Source organism: Thiomicrospira cyclica ALM1 (assembly GCF_000214825.1).
Classification (GTDB): Bacteria; Pseudomonadota; Gammaproteobacteria; order Thiomicrospirales; family Thiomicrospiraceae; genus Thiomicrospira; species Thiomicrospira cyclica.
The window spans coordinates 1,061,962-1,082,018 of record NC_015581.1; the positions used below are offsets into that span (position 1 = coordinate 1,061,962).

The following is a 20,057-nucleotide window of genomic DNA, read 5'->3' on the forward strand; positions in this document are numbered from 1 at the left end:
CTACGCCAGCGACATTAAATTCAATTCAACATCCAAACCTAATTCTTTGCACCAGGCCTGGTGGTCTTTTACTTCCGTCCACTGGGTTAGGAAGATGAAGTCTAGGCCTGCGGTTTCGGCGGCTTGGTAGTCGTACTTGCTGTCGCCGAGGAATAAAGCGGGTCGGGTGATATTGCCGTTTTCGATTTCTCTGGCGAGGATGGTGTCTTTGGTATCGGGGCTGCCGAAGATGCCGCCGTTAAAGTAGTGGGCTAGGCCACGGGCTTTAAACACTTCTCGTAATTCGTCTTGATCGCCACCGGAGACAATCAACCAGTTGGCGTGTTTTGTTTGTCCGCGCAGTTCGGCTAGACCTTTGGCCACTTCACAGGTCATGAGGGCTTTTTTAACTTCATGTGCAAAGTTGTCCAGCAGTTGCTTTAACTCGGTTTGGTCAAGCGGTTTTTTTAGGATCTCGGTGAGCAGGTATTCAAACTTAACAAAACGTGAAATCCCACCATTTTGCACATGGTAGTCTTTTAAGGCTTGTGCGGGTTCGTGACCGTAAACTTTAGCGACATCATAAAACGCTTGGGTTTTGATTTTATTAGAATTCAGTACCACGCCATCGCAATCAAATACATAGGCTTTATATTTCAAGTCCTGCTCCTTTTGCTTTTCTGTTAACGGCTACCCAGAGCTCTTTTAAAAACGCATCAGAGGACTCGATACCTATCTTTCTTGAATAAAAGATAAATGCAAAAAAATAAAAACCAATTTTATTTATTTCAGATAAATCTTGAATATGCATATCAAGTTCTAAGTCTAGTTGAGCCAAGCTCTCAAAACTTAACGACTTACTGCATAAAAAGGCTAACTCATAAGATGAAGGGTAGTATCCACACCTATCAAAATCAAATACACCATCTTCTTGAAGCAAGTTAACGGGTGCTAAATCACCATGCGTAAATAACCTTTCCGAACTAGGTGTATCTTTCAAGTAAAGGCTCAGATGGTTTAGTAGCAAAGTATCTTTGCTGTCAAAATTATGTTTGATCAGCCAAGATTCTGCAGCCTTTAAGCCACTTTGATACATAGGTTCTCTGGTAAAATCATAAATGACTTCGTTTTTAGAATAGTGATCTGGAATTGCTATGTGTTTGGCTGCACTTCTGAACTTGGAATAAAAGCCCAGAATATTTCTCCTATCAATTGGCTTTACATTATCAATCCAATCAAAATAGGCTAGCGTGCCGACCTCGCCAATTACTAAATCAGCGTAAGGGACTTTAAAGTCTTGACTAATTACGTTGTAAGCCACTTCCTGAAAAAACTTCAACTTAATTAAGTCATCTGAGTTATTCTTATATACCTTTTCAAATTTAACTTCACCGTTTTCTAATGTTACTTTTCTATAACTGTTTAGTGTATTCTTGCCAGCACCTTTACCAATAAATTCTGCATAATTATATTTTGGATAACTCACAAGCCCACAAACGCTAAAAACTGACATGGTGTAGAAAATATGATCATTATAGAATTTAGCAACATCAGAGTATCTCATCAAGTTACTCCACCCACCCCCAAACACCAAATCGCTTTTAGCCGCATAGTGAGATGGCAAGTTATTTTTTAAAAAATAATCAATATGATCGGTAGAAATAGCACCAAAGTATTTTTTATGTGCTGTTAAAGTTTTTAAAGCTAATCTTCTATTCATATCCTACTGCCTTTAATGCTTTTTCTACTTCCGCTACATTTTAGAAAGCCCCCATCGACCAACAAATTAGACATGAAACCAAGCCTTTGCGCACTCAAGATCATATATATCGTCAATATCTATCGATGACTTTTTATCCATCTTATACATAAATGGATTTGTTCCATGAAAATACATCCATTCGATCATTTTTGCTCTCGGTGCTATCAAAATACCATCTGTTACGCGATAAAGTGGCTCAAGCTCTTGTGATGGGACATGCTTTATTCCTAGTTCGTAATTTAATGGACCTTCTTTTGTCCAAATATAACGTCTAAACTCTTCTACTGACATTAATGAATCATAGCCATTTTTAAGTTCAATCTCATATTGATCTATTGCATCGGCATAATGGTGAGGTTCAACCAGCGGAGAAGTACAGGTTGCCCAAATAATATTTTCCCCCTCTACACTCTCAGCGACATGTGCAACTACCTCACCAAACGTTTTAGTTTTTTCATCACAGTATTCAATCGCACGCTTATGCGTATCCACGCCCTGCGCTCGCCCCATCGCCAACATATCATCGCAATCAGATGTCACAACTATGCGTGTAATTTGAGGAACTTTTTTCAATTGTTCGATTTTATAAATTAATAGATTTGAATCTGCAAAAGGTGCCGTGTTTTTACCCGGCAAACGACGACTACCTTTTCTTACCGGAATAACAGCTGTGTACATAATTAGATTCCTCTTACTAGATCTGATAGAGCATTAGAAAAAATATTCAAATCCACTGAGTAGGCAATATAGTTAAAGCCTTCTTGCTTTAGTGATTGATTACGTTCAAGTGAATCTGAAAAAGCGCCTAAAATAATGCCTTTAGCTTTGGCCTTTTCGGCGATTTGTTTCATCAACGCCAAGACTTCGGGCGAATCGACTTCACCAGGCCTGCCAATCGACTGCGACAAGTCATAAGGGCCAATAAACAGCACATCAAACCCTACTACAGATAAGATTTCATCTAGGTTTTTTATACCTTCAACCCCTTCTACTTGCAAAATGACGAGGGCTTCATTCGCTTGTTCAAAATAGGTTTGCTTATCAAGTGTGCCAAAATTGGCGGCGGCCACAAATCGACACACACCACGCATCCCTTTTGGATGAAAGCGAGCGGCATTAACGGCTTCTTTTGCTTGCTGTGCCGTTGAAACATTAGGAACTTGCACACCTAATGCCCCCGTATCTAATGCTGAGCCAATCGCATGGGCATCAACGCCTTTGGCACGAATAATGGGAAACAGTTGGCTGCTTTTAGCAGCACGAACATGGTTGTGCATCGTTTCTAATGTGGCTGGTCCATGCTCCATATCCAAGATAATAAAATCTAACCCGCTATAGCCTGCGGCTTCAACCACATTGCTGTCGGTTGTTTTGCTAAAGATGCCCAAGCAGGCCTGGTGATTGAGTTGGGTTTTAAAATGGTTTAGTAAGTTGGGCTGACTCAATTTAAGGCTCCATAAATAGATAGACTCGGAAGTTGATATTGGCTGGGGGTCAAGGTATATAGCGGCACACTGCTGGGCGCGTGTCGGTACTGCGCAAACAGGTCAATCATTTCTTGATTGCGTGAATCCCCAGCTGGGTAACCATCAAAGCCGACCATAAAAATGTGATTCGCCTGGCCTGCGGTCGCTATCGCTAAGGCATAAGACACCACTAAGGACGTTGGCAGCTGTGCATAGTATTCATGAAACTCAAAGCCTGCACTGCTCACTGAGATACCAAAATCCAACAGGGTTTTAGTTTTGAGTTCTTGTTGTACGTCTTCGGGCAACATACTCGCTGGTGTAATCAGCGGTTGCGGCAGGTTAAGGTGTTCGTGACAATCCGCAAGCAAGCGTACCGGATGACAAGCTGCACGCGCATGTATGAGGTCTTCTCGCAGGTTTTTCTGGGTATTCAGCGCAATCACATAAGGCTGATGCTGTTCAATAAAGGCTTCGATGGCCGAGCGATATTTAGCCACACCGGGGCCGGTGCCGACAATCAAGACATCCCGCCCTTGCATTACCGATTTGGGTGACCAGGTGCCGCGCGGTTCGCCGGAGTAGAAATGGCGTGCGGCTTCTAGGGTATCAAGGCTGAACTTTTTACCGCCTTCGATTTTTAAATGGTCAATCACGGCGAGAATATCTTCATCGCTGTAGCGTGAGTCTTGGAGCATTTCTTGGATATAGGTCGGGTGGATGCCATGTTGCCCCGCCATGTAGTAATAGGGATTGGTTCCCCAGCCGTATTGAGCTTGCAGGGGCTTGAAGTGTTTGCGAATCAGTTCAAAGAGTTTGGTGGGATTGCCTTTATTTGTACGATAGGGTTCGAGCGCCATCGTGAGGTATTCGGTTTGGGCATTGCCTGGTCCGCGCCCCATGCCGGTTACGGTGGAATCCACCCAGGTCACGCCATCTTGAATGGCTTGTAGGGTATTGGCAATCGCTTGTCCCATATTGTCGTGGGTGTGAATACCGAGTGCGCCTTGCCAGCCCGCTCTAAAGGCTTGGATAATTTGAGTGACCTCTTTAGGCGAAAGGCTTCCCATCGAATCGGCGAAGTACAGGGCATCAATCGGGTATTCGCTGGCTTTTTTGGCCAGTTGGGTGATTTCTTCAGGCGAACGATCCGCGACTTGCATCAGGTTAAAGCCGACTAAATAGCCCTGCGCTTTTAACCAGCTGGCGGCGGGCAAACAGGTTTCAAATTCATGCACATGACAGGCAATGCGCACTAGAGTTACGGGCGATTGAGATTTTGGGGCAAAAAGTTTTTCTAGCGTGACGACCAGGCCTGGTGATTGTTTAGATGCCAGTTCAGAACCGTTAATCATGACACCGATTTTGTCGGTCAGTTCTACTGGAATCAGCAAGCTGTTTAAAAACGAATCCGTGCTAAACGCACAGCCACCTTTAAAGCCCTCATTTTTAAGGCTTCGAAAACCGATTTCGACAAAATCTACCTGCAAAGCGGCCATGGCTTGTAAATAGTCGACCACCAGGCCTGGTGCAAAATCCCAATCGTTGTAATAACCGCCATCGCGGAGGGTGCAGTCAAGGTGTAAATTCATGAGTTATCCTCATAAACATTAGAGTAAGTTTTATCCATAATTTCCATGTAATCCTTAACTGATAGTCTCAAGATTTTGCTTGCTATTTCATCAGCCTCTATTAACCCAGAATTAAAAAGTGCCTTCGGCATTGCAAAGTTTGAAGTCAAATCATGCCAAGTTAAGAAAAACGGATCTAGGGTGGTGGTTGTTCGCATATATGAAGACTCATAATTTGTTGAGACAAAAAAATCCATATTGAATAATTTTACGCTACCCACATGAAATCGAAATATATCAAACAGTACGATTTGTAAAGCATTAGGAAAACCCTTAAAAAAAGGATTTTTGTTTTTTTCCCAAATTTTCAATGAAGGCTTTACCTTAACACCCTGTAAATTAAATCCTAAGCTACTGAAATCTTTTAACTTAGTATTCCTAAACAAAACCCAATCAAGATCATTAACATTGTGCTCAATAAGATCAGATTTTTTTTTATCTAATAAATCATGATCAAGGTAAAGAGATATATTTGTTTTTGTTCCAAAGTAACATGGCTCATACCCCGTTAGACCCTTATAGTTAAACCTTATAACAATATCACTATTATCGATTTCATCTCCGGAGAGAATACCATTATTAACAGGTCCAACAATTGCTATACTTTTTCCAGCAACATACTCTTTAAAATCACGATCTTCAGCTGTATAGTCTAATTCGCTGTAACTTATGTAGTCCTCAATCTTGTTTTCAACTAGCTTTTCGAAACCTGTTAATTTAAAAAAGTCCAAACTAGATATTCTTATCGTATTATTAGATTTTTCAGAAGCAAGCCCCCTCAAATAATATGAGAACAATATTTTTTTATCCATCAACACTAAATTAACTAGTGCAAGTAAAGTTTCTTCATCTAAAAGACAAAGAAGTTGTTTTTTTCTTTCCAAAAAACTATAAATAATTTTTATACTATTTACAGTTGATTCATCAAGATAATTATTCAAAACGCCATCCGTCCTAAAGGCTAATGCAGCTATAGCATCAAGCGCTGCGCAAATCTCTTTATCTATTTTAAAATATCGTTCTAATACGTTACGTATATTGCAAAAATCAGATGCATAAACTCTATATGGCGAATGCCTCACAAGTTTACCATTGGTTTTTCCGAAAAGAGTTTTTTCTACCGACCTAGTCGCTTGATTGTTTATTTTTGATAATTTAAACTTTTTAAAAGCAGAATATGTAAACTCATCTATAGAATTAGAGAGTATATCCTTTTTTACTTTTACCAATGCAAAGCGCCCAGAAAAAGATTTGTTTTCCGGATAAAATACGATCGCCTCTTCTAAAATTGAATATAACTGATCGTTACAGTTCATGTTTTCAAGCGCAATCAACATCCTTTCGTAATCTAATTTTGATAAAACCGCTCTAATACTTTTTACCTTATTCCATATTAAAACTGCATCAGACCACTTTTTCTTTGCATTATTTAAGGCTGCAATTTCAGTTAAAACATTCACTTGATTAGGAAAAAATGAATTTGCTTCTGATAAAACCCCCATTGATTGATCAAATAGCTTTAGACGGCGGTATGATATGGCCAGTTTCCAATACACTTCCGCTGGCGATTCGTCACCATAAGCTCTGTAGATCAATTCATATAAGGTTTTCGCTTCTTGCCAGTTTTTGGCTTTCCTTGCTTTGTCGGCTAGGTCGAGTTGTTGTTGTAGCTCTGGAGTGATTTCGATAAACCTATAATTCGGGTAGTCGATGCACTGCGCATTGAGGCTGAGTGCGTTGATCGCTTTGTAGTCTTTGGGGTTGTTTAGGTTATTCGTCCAGCCAGCAACCGCAAGTGCATGGGTGTGAGCCTGTTCGATTAAATCGCTGGTTAAACCTTTCCAATAAGCAAACCACACATCGCCACCGGCCTTTTTGATGGCCTGTGGGAAGCCTTGAGGGGTTTTGGGCTGATAACCTGCATACCAGGGGGCGTTGCCTGTTGCAAAGGCCGTTCGTAGTTTATTAAGATGCTCTTTTCCGCAGGCGAGCGAGAGTGTTTCTTCGCCCGTATCAATAAGCCAGTCTAAAGGATGAGTGGTAAACCAAGTTTTAGCTGTGGGTTGCTGTTTTTTGATTTCAATTAGGTTGCGCCAATCAAAACTGCAATATTCTGCGCGTTCTGTAAAATTCTCTTGCTCAACTTGGTTTAAAACAGCATCAACCAACGGTAACCAGGCCTGGTTGTTGTCTGCAAAAATATCGGTTTTTATTTCGATCAGTAATCGAAAGGACTCCGACTTTTGCTTGGCGAGTTGAATGACTTCTTGCAAGGTTGGAATGGTTTGGTTTTCTACCGGTAGTAGTTTTGGAAACTTTTTACGGTAGTCCGTATTCTGATTTGGCTCGCCGACGGTGTATTGTTTTAGCTCTTCTAGCGTAAGTTCACTGATTTGACGTTCTTCATCTTTCGTGAGCCATTGGCCATTGGGTTTGCGCGTATATAGGTGATTTAACTTGGCATTGTGATGAACTACAATTTGATTGTCTTTAGTCAGGTGAACATCTAGCTCTGCGCCCGCACAACCCAGCTCAATCGCAAATTCAAAGGCGGCCAGTGTGTTTTCAATATGGTAGCCCGCACCGCCACGGTGGGCGTAAATTGCTGGTTTAGTTAACATGTGTTAATTCCTTTTCGCCGCAAACTTTTTCGTAAAACATATTGATGGCATTTTTTTGGTAATCTTCTAAGTCGAATGTATTGAACGCTAACTTGCCCTCCAAAAAGTCGTGCATGCCCTGTGCAAGCCCTTCTGCCGAATTTTCAACCAGATGACCAGAACGCCCCTCTATTGCACTTCGTGAACCGACAATATCTGTCGAGATAATCGGTTTGTTGAGTATCATCGCTTCAAAAAGCACCATCGGCTGCCCTTCGTGGTTTGAAGATAAAACAAAACAATCCGCACGCTTTAAAAGTGGGAAAGGGTTAAACCTTCTGCCTAACAGGTGTACGCTTTTTTCTAAGTTAAGTGATGCTATCTGTTGCTGTAACTCGCTCTTTAGAGGCCCGTCACCCAATATTATTAATTGTATATCTGGTGTGTGTTCGATTGCTTTTTTAAATGCACTGATCATTTTCGCATGATCTTTTTCTGGGGATAAACGCCCCATGGTAATAAATGTTTTTTTGCCAGAAGAGAAATAAAGTTCGTCACTGGAATCTATGATGTCATTCGATTTTTCCAGGGTTTCCGTTGGGTTTTGCAAATTATCGCAATATAAAAATTTATCTTTGGGTATATTGAGATGCGCCACCAAATTAGACAAATTCAGATCTCTCGTTTGCTCAGAAACGGATATCAACCCATCCATGCTTTTATACATTTCAAAAATCCTGCCGAGTCCTGGAAATCTAACTGTAAACTCACCAAACTTGTCATTATGTTGATAGATCACTTTTCGTTTTACCAGGTTAGTTGGCGCGTTGCTAAAAACAGCAGACCAGAACTGACTGTAGCCGCTGAATTCGATAACAGATTCAAATACAGCCCTACCAAAAACGCGCATGAACTCCTTGGTGTAAAGTTTTTCGAAAACTGTGTGCATCTCTGCGTTTGTAAACGTAGATTGTTGATTGAACTTGATTTCAACCCACCCTTCTTCAATTGTTCTGTTCATTCGCCCAACATGGCCAATAACCTTAATATGCTTTGGTAAGCGTTCGAACTGTTCAAGATTAGCTTGGTCTTTTTCTATAGCATTAGGGCTAATGACAAGGGCGATATTGTATTGTTTGCTGTCAATATTGTTAACAAGGTTTAAGAAGGATGTGGTAATGCCATTGGGCATAAACTGACCAGCAAAAAATAGTATGTTTTTCTTTTTAATCGAATGGTTAATCTCTTTATCGTGAGCTATGTCTTCAATAAACCATTTGATCACATCCTTTGAAACTCTGCCTGTTTCATTAGGCGTAAAGTCTTGCTGCGCCTGCGGATAATTTGCATGCTTCTCGTTTGTTGTTAGTTGAGCCTGAACCCGGTTTTTTAGCTCTTTAATATCATAGGCAACTTCACCAGGAAGTTTATCCGCTTCAAAATATAGCCCACGCTCTTGCTTGTATTGTTCGTAATCTTCTAGGTAATAGATTATAGGTTTACCTGTGACCATAAAGTCAAATGCAATACTGGAATAGTCGGTCACCAAAACATCAATAATGCCGAGCAGTTCATTGGTATTTACTTCTTGCGGGACCACTAAATTACCTAGATCATTTTCATAGGCAGCGGATTCGACAAAGTAATGCCCTCTGAATAAAAGGTTTATATCAGGATGCTTTAGGGCGTTGATTTCATTGATTAGCTTTTCCACTTCAAGCTCGACGCTGCCAAGCGTGCCGCGCCATGTAGGCGCGTAAAGAATTGTTTTTTTGTTAGGATCTAAACCAAGTTTTTCTTGTAAGCTTGTTTTTCTTGACTCGTCCATATTCAACGTAAGGTCTATTCTCGGATAGCCAGTTTCTGCAAACTTTCCTGTATAAAGGCCTTCGATGTCGTAACGCTCTCTAAGTACCCAGGTTGTGTGTGTGTTAGGGCTCAAGATGTGCGTCGCATGCAAGAAATTTCTTTGGGTGTTTTTATGCTCCATGAAATTGTTTTTAATATCTTTGCCTAAGGTTTTCCAAGGCGTACCGTGCCATGTATTAAGATACTTCTGCCCTTCTTTCCTTATAAAATAAGGTGGGTAGGTGCTGTTGTTAACAAGATAACTGCACTTAGCTAAATACCTTAAATACAGGTCTGAATCTTTTTTTACAAACACTATATTTTTTTGTTTCTTGTATTCTTTTGGTGGTGGATTAGTGTCGTTTACAACCCAGATGTATTTCCAATTTGTGTAAGCTGGATCATTCTGCATTGCAACGAAGATAGCATAAGGGTTGCAGCTCATGCTGACACCATTAAAGCTTTCGAATAGTATGGTATCTGGCTTTAACTCTAGTGCCTCATAGTATTCGGTAAAATCTGAGGCCAATTTGAAACCAGCATCTCTAGCATAAGCACCTTCTGGCACACCATAAGGTTTTTGCAATATGCGTGTTTCACGCAATGCTTCGCTTGCTGCTTGATAACTTTCCGCCTGCGTGAGCACATACCCCAAACGATAATACCACTCCGGTGTATGGTCATTTTGGCGGTCTAGCGCATGCTGGTAGGCTTCTGCCGCCTTCGGCCAGTTTTGCATCCGCTCATAGGCGTTGCCCAGTTTGTACCAGGCCTGGTGATCGGTGGTGTCTTGCGCTAGGGCTTTTTCGAGTTCGTTGATTTGCTGCTGGTGGTCGGATGCTTCTGTGCTTTCTTCCGGTGGCAGGGTTTGGGTTTCTCTGGTTTGCAGAAAAGCTTCGGCGGCTTGTTGGTATTGGCCTTGTTGGTTAAAGATATAGCCGATGCGATAGTGCCAATAGGGTCTGTGCTCTTCGCTGGTTGCATTGGCGCGCTGATAGGCTTCGATGGCTTGGCTTTGGTAGCCTTCGCCCAGGCGTTCGAAAACAAAGCCGAGTCGGTAGAACCAATAGGGATTGGGATCGAGGGATTGCTGTTGTTGTAGGTCTATGGCGACCTGGTAGTTTAAGGCGGCTTTTGCCCAGTTGTAGCAGCGGTCGTGTGCCATGCCGAGCTTGTAGGTGAGCTCGGGGTCTTGGGGGTTAGTGTTCAGCTGTTGAGCATAAGCTTCAGCGGCTTGTGGCCAATAGCCGCGCGCCTGGTGAAACACACCGATGCCAAAACGCTGTGCGACATGTTGGGTGTCGGCTTCGATGGCTTGTTGATAGGCACGGTGTGCGGCGTCTGGATTGGGTGGTCCATCATGGCCTTCTTGTGCATAGCAGTAGCCTTGGCGATAGTACCATTCTGCTGGGGGTGTGTCTTTTTTTCTTTCGATGGCTTCGCCATAGGCTTCAGCGGCTTGTTGGAAGCGGTTCATGGCTTCAAGCGCCTCACCGAGTTGGTACCAACGTTTCGGGCGCTTGGGTTGAATGGCTAGGCCGTTTTGCAAGGTGTCGATTTCTTGCCACCATTTTTTTTGCTTGCGCAGGAGTGTGGCGAGTTTAAAAATGGTGAGAAAGCTTTTGGGCTTGAGTTCAATAAACTGGCGACAGACATTTTCAGCGGCGTGGGTTTTTTTGGCGAACTTAAGGGCATCTGCCCAGAGCAAGGCGCGCACTTCGGTGGGCTTGATTTGGTAGGCTTTTTCTAGGTGCGTGGCGGCGGCGTTGTAGTTTTTCGCGTTAAAGCAGTAGACGCCAGCGCGATAAAGGTCTTTGTCGCTGATGGTGTTTTGGCGATCGAGATAGTGTTCTATCAGTTTGGCGGCATGTTTCCAGCGTTTGAGTTTGGCCATGGCGATACTGCTGTATAGATAGAATGAGGTTTTCATACTGCGTTTCCGTTTTGTTTTTTGTTTGCTGTGTGGGTTTCAATTAGTGCGTTGAGCGTTTGGGCGTAGTGCAACGCGCGTTTAAAATGGCTGGCGTTTAGTGCTTGTTGGAGTTTTTGCGCACAGGCGACGAGTTTTAAGTCTTGGCCGCTATAGTGGGCGCGAATGTCTTTGCGGTTGGCTTTTAGCCAGGAGGCTTTGTCGTCAAACCATTCGTCAGGTTGATTTAGGTCGAATGCGATACCCAAAGGTTCCAAGCTCCAGCGACCCCAGGCCATGATATAGACTTGGGTGAGGTCGGTGCGTTGGTCGGTTTGCCATACGAGGGTGCCGGGTTTGCGGTCGGGGTTGTAGATATAAAGCGGCTGGGCGTCAAGGCGCTGTATCAAGCTTGGGAGGTTGGCTTGCAGCTGTTTATATTGCTGGCGCTCTTCTGGGGTGTCGATACCGACTTCGAGCCGCTTGACCAGCTCTGAACTGAATTTGTCGGCGAGTAAGGGGCGCGTGAGTTTGTAGTCTTTGACCAGTGCTTTAGGCGGTATAAAGCGGTGAAATATTTGTTGGTTAAGACTGTTGAGTGCGGCTCTGAAGTCTTTTGCGAGCAGCGGTTCGGCTGTGCCGTAATCTAGGATTTGGCAGTCAAAGTCTTGGATTTGGTATTGTGCCAGCACAGGTGGCGCTTTGAATTGGGCGCGATCTATGTAGGTGAATAAAAAGGCTTCTCGCTCTAGCAGATGGCGGCTTTGTTTGTTGAAAATTTGTTGCTGGGCGAACTGGGTTGGCGTCGTTGGGGTTTCGATTTTTAACAGGGTGACGCCTGTTAGATTAGAGTCCATCCAATTGACTGTGGCGGGGGTTGTTTCGCCCGGTTTAAGCTGGTCGTTAACCAGCGCGGTTCTGCGTTTTTTTTCGAAAATATCGCGCAGGAGGGTTTTGTGTTTTCTTTCTTTTATGCTGGTTTTTTGGGATTTGAAGACCAGGGCATTGATTTTTTGTGCGTTCTTGTTGAGTGTGAAGCTGGCGTTGATATTGGCTTCAGCAAAACTAGCGATTTGACGTAGAACCAGAAACGAGATTAGGGAGATGAGAATGTTGGGGCCGTCGCCATCAAGGTATGGGTATAGGATTAATAAAAACCCCATTAAAAAGGCGGTCGATGAAAGCACACTGGTATAGGTTTTCGGGTTTTTAGTCAACCAGGCCTGGATGGTATTTTGGGGAATGAAGTAGCTTGGGATGTATTGGTTCGCTTGGTTTGTGGCTGGGCTGGTGTTTTGCGTTTGCGCTGTCCAGAGCATCAGCGCGGTTAGGGTTAAGCCGAATAGCGAAAAAAGGAGGATAAAGCTGAATACGGGTAAGTTAATAAAATAGAGCAACACCAGACCGAGTGCTATAAACAGGTTGTTCGCGGCAATGCCGGTGATGCGTTCATAGTAGCTTTGCGCCAGGGTGTCTTGGTTGCGAATGACGGTCATTTTATTGGCACGCTTCACCATAGCGCTCGCGCCGGGTTTGGCGAGGCGGCTGGTAAGGTGGTCAAAGATTAACGCCAGCAGGTAGCACGAAATCGCGCCGAGTGTCAGCCCGACCACCCAGTCCATCTTTTGCGCAGGATCGACAAAAGGGAAATACCTTGGCACGCCCGGGGTTCCAATCAGTAGGATCACTTTTAGCGGCAACAAGAATGCGAGCAGGTATGCGATCTTAGAGAGGGCTTGCAACAGGATAACGCTAAGCGTAATCCTAGCGTGCGCCCTGAGCAGGGTTTTTAAGATGCGATACTGCCATCCGAGTGTCGATTTGAGTGCGTAGGTAAACGGCATATTAAATCTTATCAAGAATTTCTCTAAGCTTAGTGCTTGATGTGTGCGTGGTGTATGAGAAATATATTATTTCTACATTGACCTCGGCAAACTGTTTTTCGAGTTGGTTCCATTTTTCGGTTCCTTTCCAATCGTCGCCGACAAACATGCGATCAAACTTTAAGTTTTGCCAGGCTTCAAATTTATCCATATTGACTTGTGGCACCACTTCATCTACGAATTTTATGTGCTCGACAATCTCCATTCTTTCAAAAAATGGAATGATTGGCTTCTTGCCCTTTCTTTGTTCACAAAGTTCGTCGGTAGTCACACCGACGATGAGATAGTCACATTCTAGCTTTGCTCTTTTCAAAAGGTTTAAGTGTCCGATGTGAAATAAATCGTAAACGCCTGTTGTATAGCCAATTTTTTTCATGCTTTAACCTTAAAATCTAGTACTGTACTTGGTATCCGCCACTAAGTATGGCTTGTTTGATAAATTCCCCTTCTCGCTCAGAGTAGTCTGCTATTTCTAATAAATCCTGAGGTGTCAACATGAGGGTTTTTCTATATTCGATTATTGCTGGACTCTTAATTTTCTTCCAAAAAGGGTCTGGTGTTTTCCAGTTTGCTCCATAAACTGATTCAACTTTTTTGGTGTAGTTTTTGGGTACAAGAATGCTGTGTCCGTGGAAACTTTCTTTTCTCATTGGATAAAAGTCTTCAGGGGTTAGTTTTGTATCTACGAATGTCGGTCTTTTATAAAACCCATCAATAAACGCGGCTGGAAAAATATCTATGTGGTGCCCTGTATGATCAAACCACATGAAGTAGTCGCTGCGGATTTTCTTACCGACTTTGGTGACGAGCCTAATATCTTCACCTAATTTAAGTAGCGTAAGGATAATATGCTTGTATTCATCATGAATTTTATTTACATCAGAATATTTTGAAATATATCCAGAATCAAAGTCTTTATCAAAACCGATCACTCCCCCCGATCTGGCAAAGCCAAGCAAAGTGCCGCCCACAACATATAAATCCAAGCCGAATTCTTGGTTGAATATTTTTCTTGCTCTGGTGTAGTGCTCTAGGGTTGAGTTAATCCAGTACTGATTTTCATTCTTCGGTTTTACTAACCGTCCTTTTTTGTTTAGAAGATAACCTTGCTCTAAAGCCTGTTGGATATTTTTATTGGTTTTAGCTTCTACTAAACTTTCGAGCCATGAGTTAAGGTTTAATCGTTGGCCGTTTAATTGGATAGCCGTCAAACCTAAACTCGGAAGTGACTTAAGTAGTTCTTCAGATAAATAAAAGTAGAAAGTATGCTCTTTCTGGCCGTTATTGCCCACTGAAGACTTTATGGGCATGCTGGCAACTTGGGTTTCATTTACCAAAAGTTGAGCAGCGTCATTTAACATATGACTTTCATCGCCAACCAATTTAAATTTTAATTGATAACGCGTACCGGTTTTTTTAATAAAAAGCTTAATGTCAAAGCTATTCCAGTCTTTTATGGTAAAAGAAGCGGCGGGGTTTATTGCACTTTCAAAGAAGTCTCTTTTTATATACTGGCGCTTTCTACGCGGTACAGCCAACTTGCTCAATTCTTTTAAAACGAGATTTAATTCATACTTTGTTATTTTTTTTTGCTTCAATAAAGCTTTCAACTTGATGAGGTATGATTTTTTTCTCGGGTTGTGCGCTAGTGCCTTTTTGATCATATCTATTGCATAATCAAGTTCTTCAGCTTTTTTAGCATATATCGAAGTGCGATAATAATGTTTCGATTGGGGCTGTTTATCAAACTTCAGGTAGCCTTTCATAAGACCTAGCGCGACCTTCCAAAAACGTATCTTTGCAAAAAGTATTGCGATAAAAATCAATGGGATAAGTGATATTTTCATATTAGCTCTTAAACTTTCTCGTTATTAATTTGCTTGAGGACATCAGCAAGGCTTTTTGCACTATTACCGATAAACGCTTCTGGCAAGTATTGTTCAATAAAGTCTTTAACATCACGATTAATGCCCTCACCCTGTTCTATGAATTCTATAACATCATCTATTGACTCTGCATGTAACCCGATTTTGTTTTCAAAAATATAAGCCTCGGCGCTACCTTTTAGGTTTTCTTGAATTCTTTTACCTATTAACCAATTGGGAAAAATGACGGGTTTTCCTAGCGCCCAAGCCTCATATACGATGGTGCCAAAGTCTGATATCACATAGTCAGCCTCGATTAGCGCATCAACGGTTGGTTTTTTATTTACAACTTTATTTCCAGGGTGTAGGGACTTTGTAAAATCGTACCTCCCTTCTAACAATGCTGTCCATTGACCAAACTCAGGATAGGAGGATGTTGATAAACCTTCTTTTCCTCGCTTTCGTCTATCATGGGTTGGTGCCCAGAGCACTTTGACTTTTTCCGTTGGCTTTTGATTTGATTTGTATTTATTTTGCAAATCAATAAGCTCGTCAAGCCTTGGCCAACCCACACAGTGAATTTGATTTTCGTTTAGCGTTACTTTTGGATGATTAAGTAGTTTATTCTTTAACCATGGTCCAGGCACCAGGACATGTTTGCGCCTATTGATGTAACATTCTCCATTCTCATCTCGCATTGTGAGGTAGTTTTTGTCAGCTACACCATGCGACATCAAAATATCTGCGCCACCACGCACAAATAAGTCAAAAGTATAAGTACATTTTTTTCTATATAAGCTATTTCTATATAGATTATTCTTTTTGAGTTTAAGTAGCTTGAATATTATTTTTTTTAAAATTATTTCATACCTAACAGTTAAATATGATCCCTGGGGCAAGTCAGCTTGTATGATATCAAAGATTTGCTTTTCTACTTGCCTATAATCTAACCCTGCTTCAGTAACAAAGCAAAAACAAACTTTATTCATTTATACCTCACAAAAGGCCTGTTTGAATCACTCATTATTATTCGACACAACCTTTTAAAAACAATTCATTTATAGTGTTAGCACTTTGGCCATTTAAGTCTTCGGGTAGATAAGATTCCATAAATTGCTTCACATCATCGCCAATTTCTTTTTTCAACTCAATAAAATCAACAACCTCTTGGATAGAATTAGCATGTAATCCAATTTTATTTTCAAAAATATAAGCCTCGGCACTACCTTTTAGGTTTTTTTTAATTCTTTGCCCTATTAACCAATTAGGGAAAATGACGGGTTTCCCAAGCGCCCAAGCCTCATACACGATGGTGCCAAAGTCTGATATTACATAGTCGGCCTCGATTAGCGCATCAACGGTTGGTTTTTTATCTAGAACCTTGTTTCTCGGGTGTAAAGATTTTGTGTAATCGAACTTATCTTCTAACAACTCTGTCCATTGATCAAACTCAGGATAGGAGGATGTTGATAAACCTTCTTTTCCTCGCTTTCGTCTATCATGGGTTGGTGCCCAGAGCACTTTAACTTTTTCCGTTGGCTTTTGATTTGATTTGTATTTATTTTGCAAATCAATAAGCTCGTCAAGCCTTGGCCAACCCACACAGTGAATTTGATTTTCGTTTAGCGTTATTTTTGGGTGATTAAGTAGTTTATTCTTTAACCATGGTCCAGGCACCAGGACATGTTTGCGCCTATTGATGTAACATTCTCCATTCTCATCTCGCATTGTGAGGTAGTTTTTGTCTGCTACACCATGCGACATAAGCACATCACCACTTGCACGAATAAACATATCAAAACTTAAACCATTTTTTATGGTTTTCTTTTTTTTCTTTATAAAGTCGACTTCTTTAATTGTTGTATAAGACCCTTTCGGCATCTTATTTTGTATGATATTAAATGTTTGTTTTTGTACCTGACTATAGTTTCGCCCAGCTCTAATTAAAAAATAGATATGGGATATCTTTTTTTTATTCGAAAATGTTTTTTGTATTTTTTTTATTATTTTTCGTATTGTTTTTTTCATTAACGTTTCCTTTTCACTCTGCAAGGTCTAATTTAATTACACGAGTAAACTGGTCAAATGCACTATCTTTAAAATCACATAAAGATGCGGTTCTTATTGCATAGCGTATTGCTTGCATGGTGTCTTGTTGATCTATTGTGGTTAACAGCTTGTCAATTTCTTTCCCGTCATTGAGCACATAAGCGGCTTGGGTTGAGGGGAACTCTTGGTTCATTTCTTCAAGTGGGTAGTGTTTTGTATTGCATAGGATAATGGGTTTATTGGTGATGAGGTATTCGTTTAATACGCTTGAAATATCGGTAATTAATGCATCACTTTGGTTCATTAGGTCGTGCAATTCCGCTGAGGAATCCGGTAGATGGATATCCACGTTATTTTCTTTACAGAGCTGTAGGATTCGCTTTAGGTATTGCGCGTTTTTAGCTTGTTTTCTGCCGGTGTAGGGATGGGGTTTGAAAATGAGTTTGTATTTTTGGGTGTTAATGATTGTTTTAACCATGTCGTAACCCAGTTCATTAATTGAGCTGTAGTTGACGTTGTCAACAAAGCCTTCCCAGGTCGGAGCATAGAGTAGTGTTTTTATCGGTTGTGGTTGTTCAATTTGCTCTAGGAAAAGCTCGGCTTGTGGTCTGCCAACATGTTCTATTTGGCCGTCTCTAATTGGCAGGCCTGCTTCTCTTAGGCGTTTTTCGGCGAGTGGACCACCAACCAGCAGCTTGTCGTAAGCCATGAGTAGTTTGCTTTGGTTTACGGCTTTGTCACTTTCGCCATGGTTTATAAAGTAGTGGTTTAGATGATAAAAACGCAGCGCTTGTACGTTTTTCATGGTGTTAGCTGGGTATAAAACGGTTTTTAGGGTTGGTGCATTGCTGATAAGTGTTTCTACATCAATCTGTGCTCTTGCATAGAAGGTTGGTATAGGGGTTGGCTTCATACCTTTATAGATGGATTTTTCTCGCACGATAATAATGGCGGGAATCGCCATTTTCTCTAAAACGGGCAGCCATTGATTGACTTGGTAAGCGACGCCTTCTAAACCTGAAATATAAATGGCGACCTTTGGATTGGTCTTTTTTAGCAGTTTAAGTGATTCACCTTTTAGTTGTTTGCGTTGGATTAGACGCAGCGCCAGGTAGGCAAAATAATAACTGGTAAGTAGGATGGCTGTTAGGACAAACACATAGCTTAACATTAGGTCAATAAATAAGAGTATGGGGGTTAGGATTAAAATCTGTGGAATGCGTTTTATAAAGCGCGGTAAAAAAGCCTTGGTATGGATCATGTGCTCAACAGGCACCGCTGCACGCTCGACGAGCGGATAGAGCGCAATCGCGTTTTGCAAGCCTATCGCCAAAATGACTGGAAGCAACTGCCAAAAGCTGATCGTATCTTGGAGGTACACGAACAACACTAAGCCTAGGAGCGTGAGGAAGTTAATAATGGCGTTTTTGTTCAAAAGCTTGGTTAGGATTGACATGTTAAAACATCTCTTTATTCAGCGTATTGTTTTTAATAATGGCTTGCTGGTTTAGAGTTTTTCTTAATTTTTCATATTCGAGTGGGTTGGTGTCGGAAAAAACGGCCAACCTTTTTAGGAATAACGCGAGCGATAAAAAGTTTTTTGCTATCACTAGATTTGGGGTTCCGGTACTGCAGTCAAAAGCCTTTACAGGCGTTCGCCAATCACCGTAGTTTTCTGTTAGGTATTGGTCGGCATTTTGGGGTGCTAGCACTTTTATCCCGGCTAGGTCTCTTAGCTCAAGTTCATAGTGTTTATTTTCCCATCGGTGAATACTGGAGCCGTGCCAGAGCAGATCGCCATCTTGATGGTGAATAAACAGGTCTATACTTATACCATTTGGGTGAATAAGTTTGATAATTGCAGGTCTTTTTTTGAGTTGATATTGACCTTGATCATTTTTAATGACTTCGCTGTAGTGGTCTAATTTGCTGACGACAAAATGGGAGGTGTCTATTAACTTTGTGATGGCTTGGTATAGTTCTGGTGTGTAGTTGATGCCAAGATCTATGTCATAGTCGTGTTTTAGAAAAGCACCTTCACGATGTAGACCTAGCAAGGTGCCTGATACGACATACCAGGTAAATTGGTTATTCGGCAAGAGTTTTGCAAAATCTTGGAGAGCTTGCGTGGCTTTATGTTCACAGAAATCGTCAGGACGCTGTTTTAGTTTTTTGTCAGGTACAGGAATTTCTGATTGTTTTTGTGCTAGATCTTCGAGCAGCTGATCCGCTAGCCTATAAAAAGCGGTTATTTTTTCAGTCAGCTGTTGGCTTGCCCCTTTTTCGATCATCAAATGTATGACGGCGGCTGTTATAAAGAGCTGATCCGATATGAAGATTGTCTGCGGGTATTTGTGTTTGTGCTTTTCCAGAAAGGTTTCTACTGATTTAAGCTGATCAGCGCTTAACCCTTCTGTGAAGTTGAAAAAGGGATCATTAATAATTTCTTTGCGTAGCCAACCTTTGGCAAGCATCCATCCGGCACGCCGAAAAGCGGTTTTTAGTTCATTGTCAATAAAATCTGCTCGCAATATTTTTGCAAGTTGATGCGAGCCGGTTACTGATACAGCACCCACATAACCAACGACAGATAAGCCGTATTTAAAAAACCGTGAATGGGGTTTGTTTAGAAACTCTACCAACTTGTAACTTTTTTGAAGTTTCAAATTTGATCCTCGTGCACATGCACAGGGTAATAATACTGAAGTAAGCAAGCCTCAACTTCTCTAGAAGTTAAATAAAAATGAGTATGAGCTTTAGTTTGACTGCAATAAGATTCGGCTATAACAACAATCGGCGTAACCAAAGGCTTAACCGCTAACAGGCCTTTTGTTAACTTGTAAAGCCAAATGACAAATTGAGTGGAATCTGTCAATAGCTTCATAGACGGTGACTTCTCAAAAATATCTCACTCGGATGGCTCGGCATCCATTGAACAGTGGTGGTAAATTAAAGTGAAAGTAATATATATTAAAAATACACTATCCGCTAGTGTATAAATTTTATACATGTTATTTGTACGTAGGTAATGATGGAGATTCCGGCCTGCGCCGGAATGACGGAAA

14 protein-coding genes are annotated in these 20,057 nt (G+C 41.5%); all 14 read right to left on the bottom strand.

Annotated elements, in window-relative coordinates; translation table 11 throughout:
• A complete protein-coding gene (locus THICY_RS04705) occupies positions 1–639 on the bottom strand; it encodes an HAD family hydrolase (protein WP_013835464.1) in 639 nt (212 codons plus the stop codon).
• Positions 629–1,699 carry a phosphotransferase gene (locus tag THICY_RS04710; RefSeq protein WP_013835465.1) on the bottom strand — a complete coding sequence of 357 codons (1,071 nt, stop codon included), beginning with the start codon at positions 1,697–1,699 and terminating at the stop codon, positions 629–631. Before THICY_RS04710 ends, THICY_RS04705 begins: the two co-directional genes overlap by 11 nt.
• 66 nt (positions 1,700–1,765) lie before the next feature.
• The gene (locus THICY_RS04715) at positions 1,766–2,419 is read right to left on the bottom strand and encodes an acylneuraminate cytidylyltransferase family protein (protein ID WP_013835466.1); all 654 of its coding nucleotides are present in this window, start codon (positions 2,417–2,419) and stop codon (positions 1,766–1,768) included.
• A 2-nt stretch (positions 2,420–2,421) separates the two neighbouring features.
• Complete coding sequence (locus THICY_RS04720) at positions 2,422–3,186, bottom strand: HpcH/HpaI aldolase family protein (protein ID WP_013835467.1); 765 nt, start codon at positions 3,184–3,186, stop codon at positions 2,422–2,424.
• Positions 3,183–4,799, bottom strand: a complete 1,617-nt coding sequence (locus THICY_RS04725; protein ID WP_013835468.1) for an aldolase catalytic domain-containing protein — start codon at positions 4,797–4,799, stop codon at positions 3,183–3,185. The genes THICY_RS04720 and THICY_RS04725 overlap by 4 nt, the downstream gene beginning before the upstream one ends.
• On the bottom strand, positions 4,796–7,459 hold the full coding sequence (locus tag THICY_RS04730; protein ID WP_013835469.1) for a glycerophosphodiester phosphodiesterase family protein: 2,664 nt from the start codon (positions 7,457–7,459) through the stop codon (positions 4,796–4,798). The genes THICY_RS04725 and THICY_RS04730 overlap by 4 nt, the downstream gene beginning before the upstream one ends.
• Positions 7,449–11,216, bottom strand: a complete 3,768-nt coding sequence (locus THICY_RS04735; protein ID WP_013835470.1) for a CDP-glycerol glycerophosphotransferase family protein — start codon at positions 11,214–11,216, stop codon at positions 7,449–7,451. The genes THICY_RS04730 and THICY_RS04735 overlap by 11 nt, the downstream gene beginning before the upstream one ends.
• Entirely contained in the window at positions 11,213–13,039 is a 1,827-nt protein-coding gene (locus THICY_RS04740; protein ID WP_013835471.1) for a hypothetical protein, read from the bottom strand. Before THICY_RS04740 ends, THICY_RS04735 begins: the two co-directional genes overlap by 4 nt.
• 1 nt (position 13,040) lies before the next feature.
• A complete protein-coding gene (locus THICY_RS04745; protein ID WP_013835472.1) occupies positions 13,041–13,454 on the bottom strand; it encodes an adenylyltransferase/cytidyltransferase family protein in 414 nt (137 codons plus the stop codon).
• 16 nt (positions 13,455–13,470) lie between these two features.
• Positions 13,471–14,925, bottom strand: coding sequence for a LicD family protein (locus THICY_RS04750; RefSeq protein WP_013835473.1), 1,455 nt, complete (start codon positions 14,923–14,925; stop codon positions 13,471–13,473).
• Positions 14,926–14,933: 8 nt separating this feature from the next.
• Positions 14,934–15,932: a hypothetical protein gene (locus THICY_RS04755; RefSeq protein ID WP_013835474.1), complete on the bottom strand. Its 999-nt coding sequence runs from the start codon at positions 15,930–15,932 to the stop codon at positions 14,934–14,936.
• A 37-nt stretch (positions 15,933–15,969) separates the two neighbouring features.
• Entirely contained in the window at positions 15,970–16,971 is a 1,002-nt protein-coding gene (locus THICY_RS04760; protein ID WP_013835475.1) for a glycosyltransferase family protein, read from the bottom strand.
• A 13-nt stretch (positions 16,972–16,984) separates the two neighbouring features.
• Entirely contained in the window at positions 16,985–18,373 is a 1,389-nt protein-coding gene (locus THICY_RS04765; RefSeq protein WP_162093958.1) for a CDP-glycerol glycerophosphotransferase family protein, read from the bottom strand.
• Positions 18,374–18,449: 76 nt separating this feature from the next.
• Positions 18,450–19,658, bottom strand: a complete 1,209-nt coding sequence (locus THICY_RS04770) for a LicD family protein (RefSeq protein WP_013835477.1) — start codon at positions 19,656–19,658, stop codon at positions 18,450–18,452.
• Between the last annotated feature and the right edge of the window lie 399 nt (positions 19,659–20,057).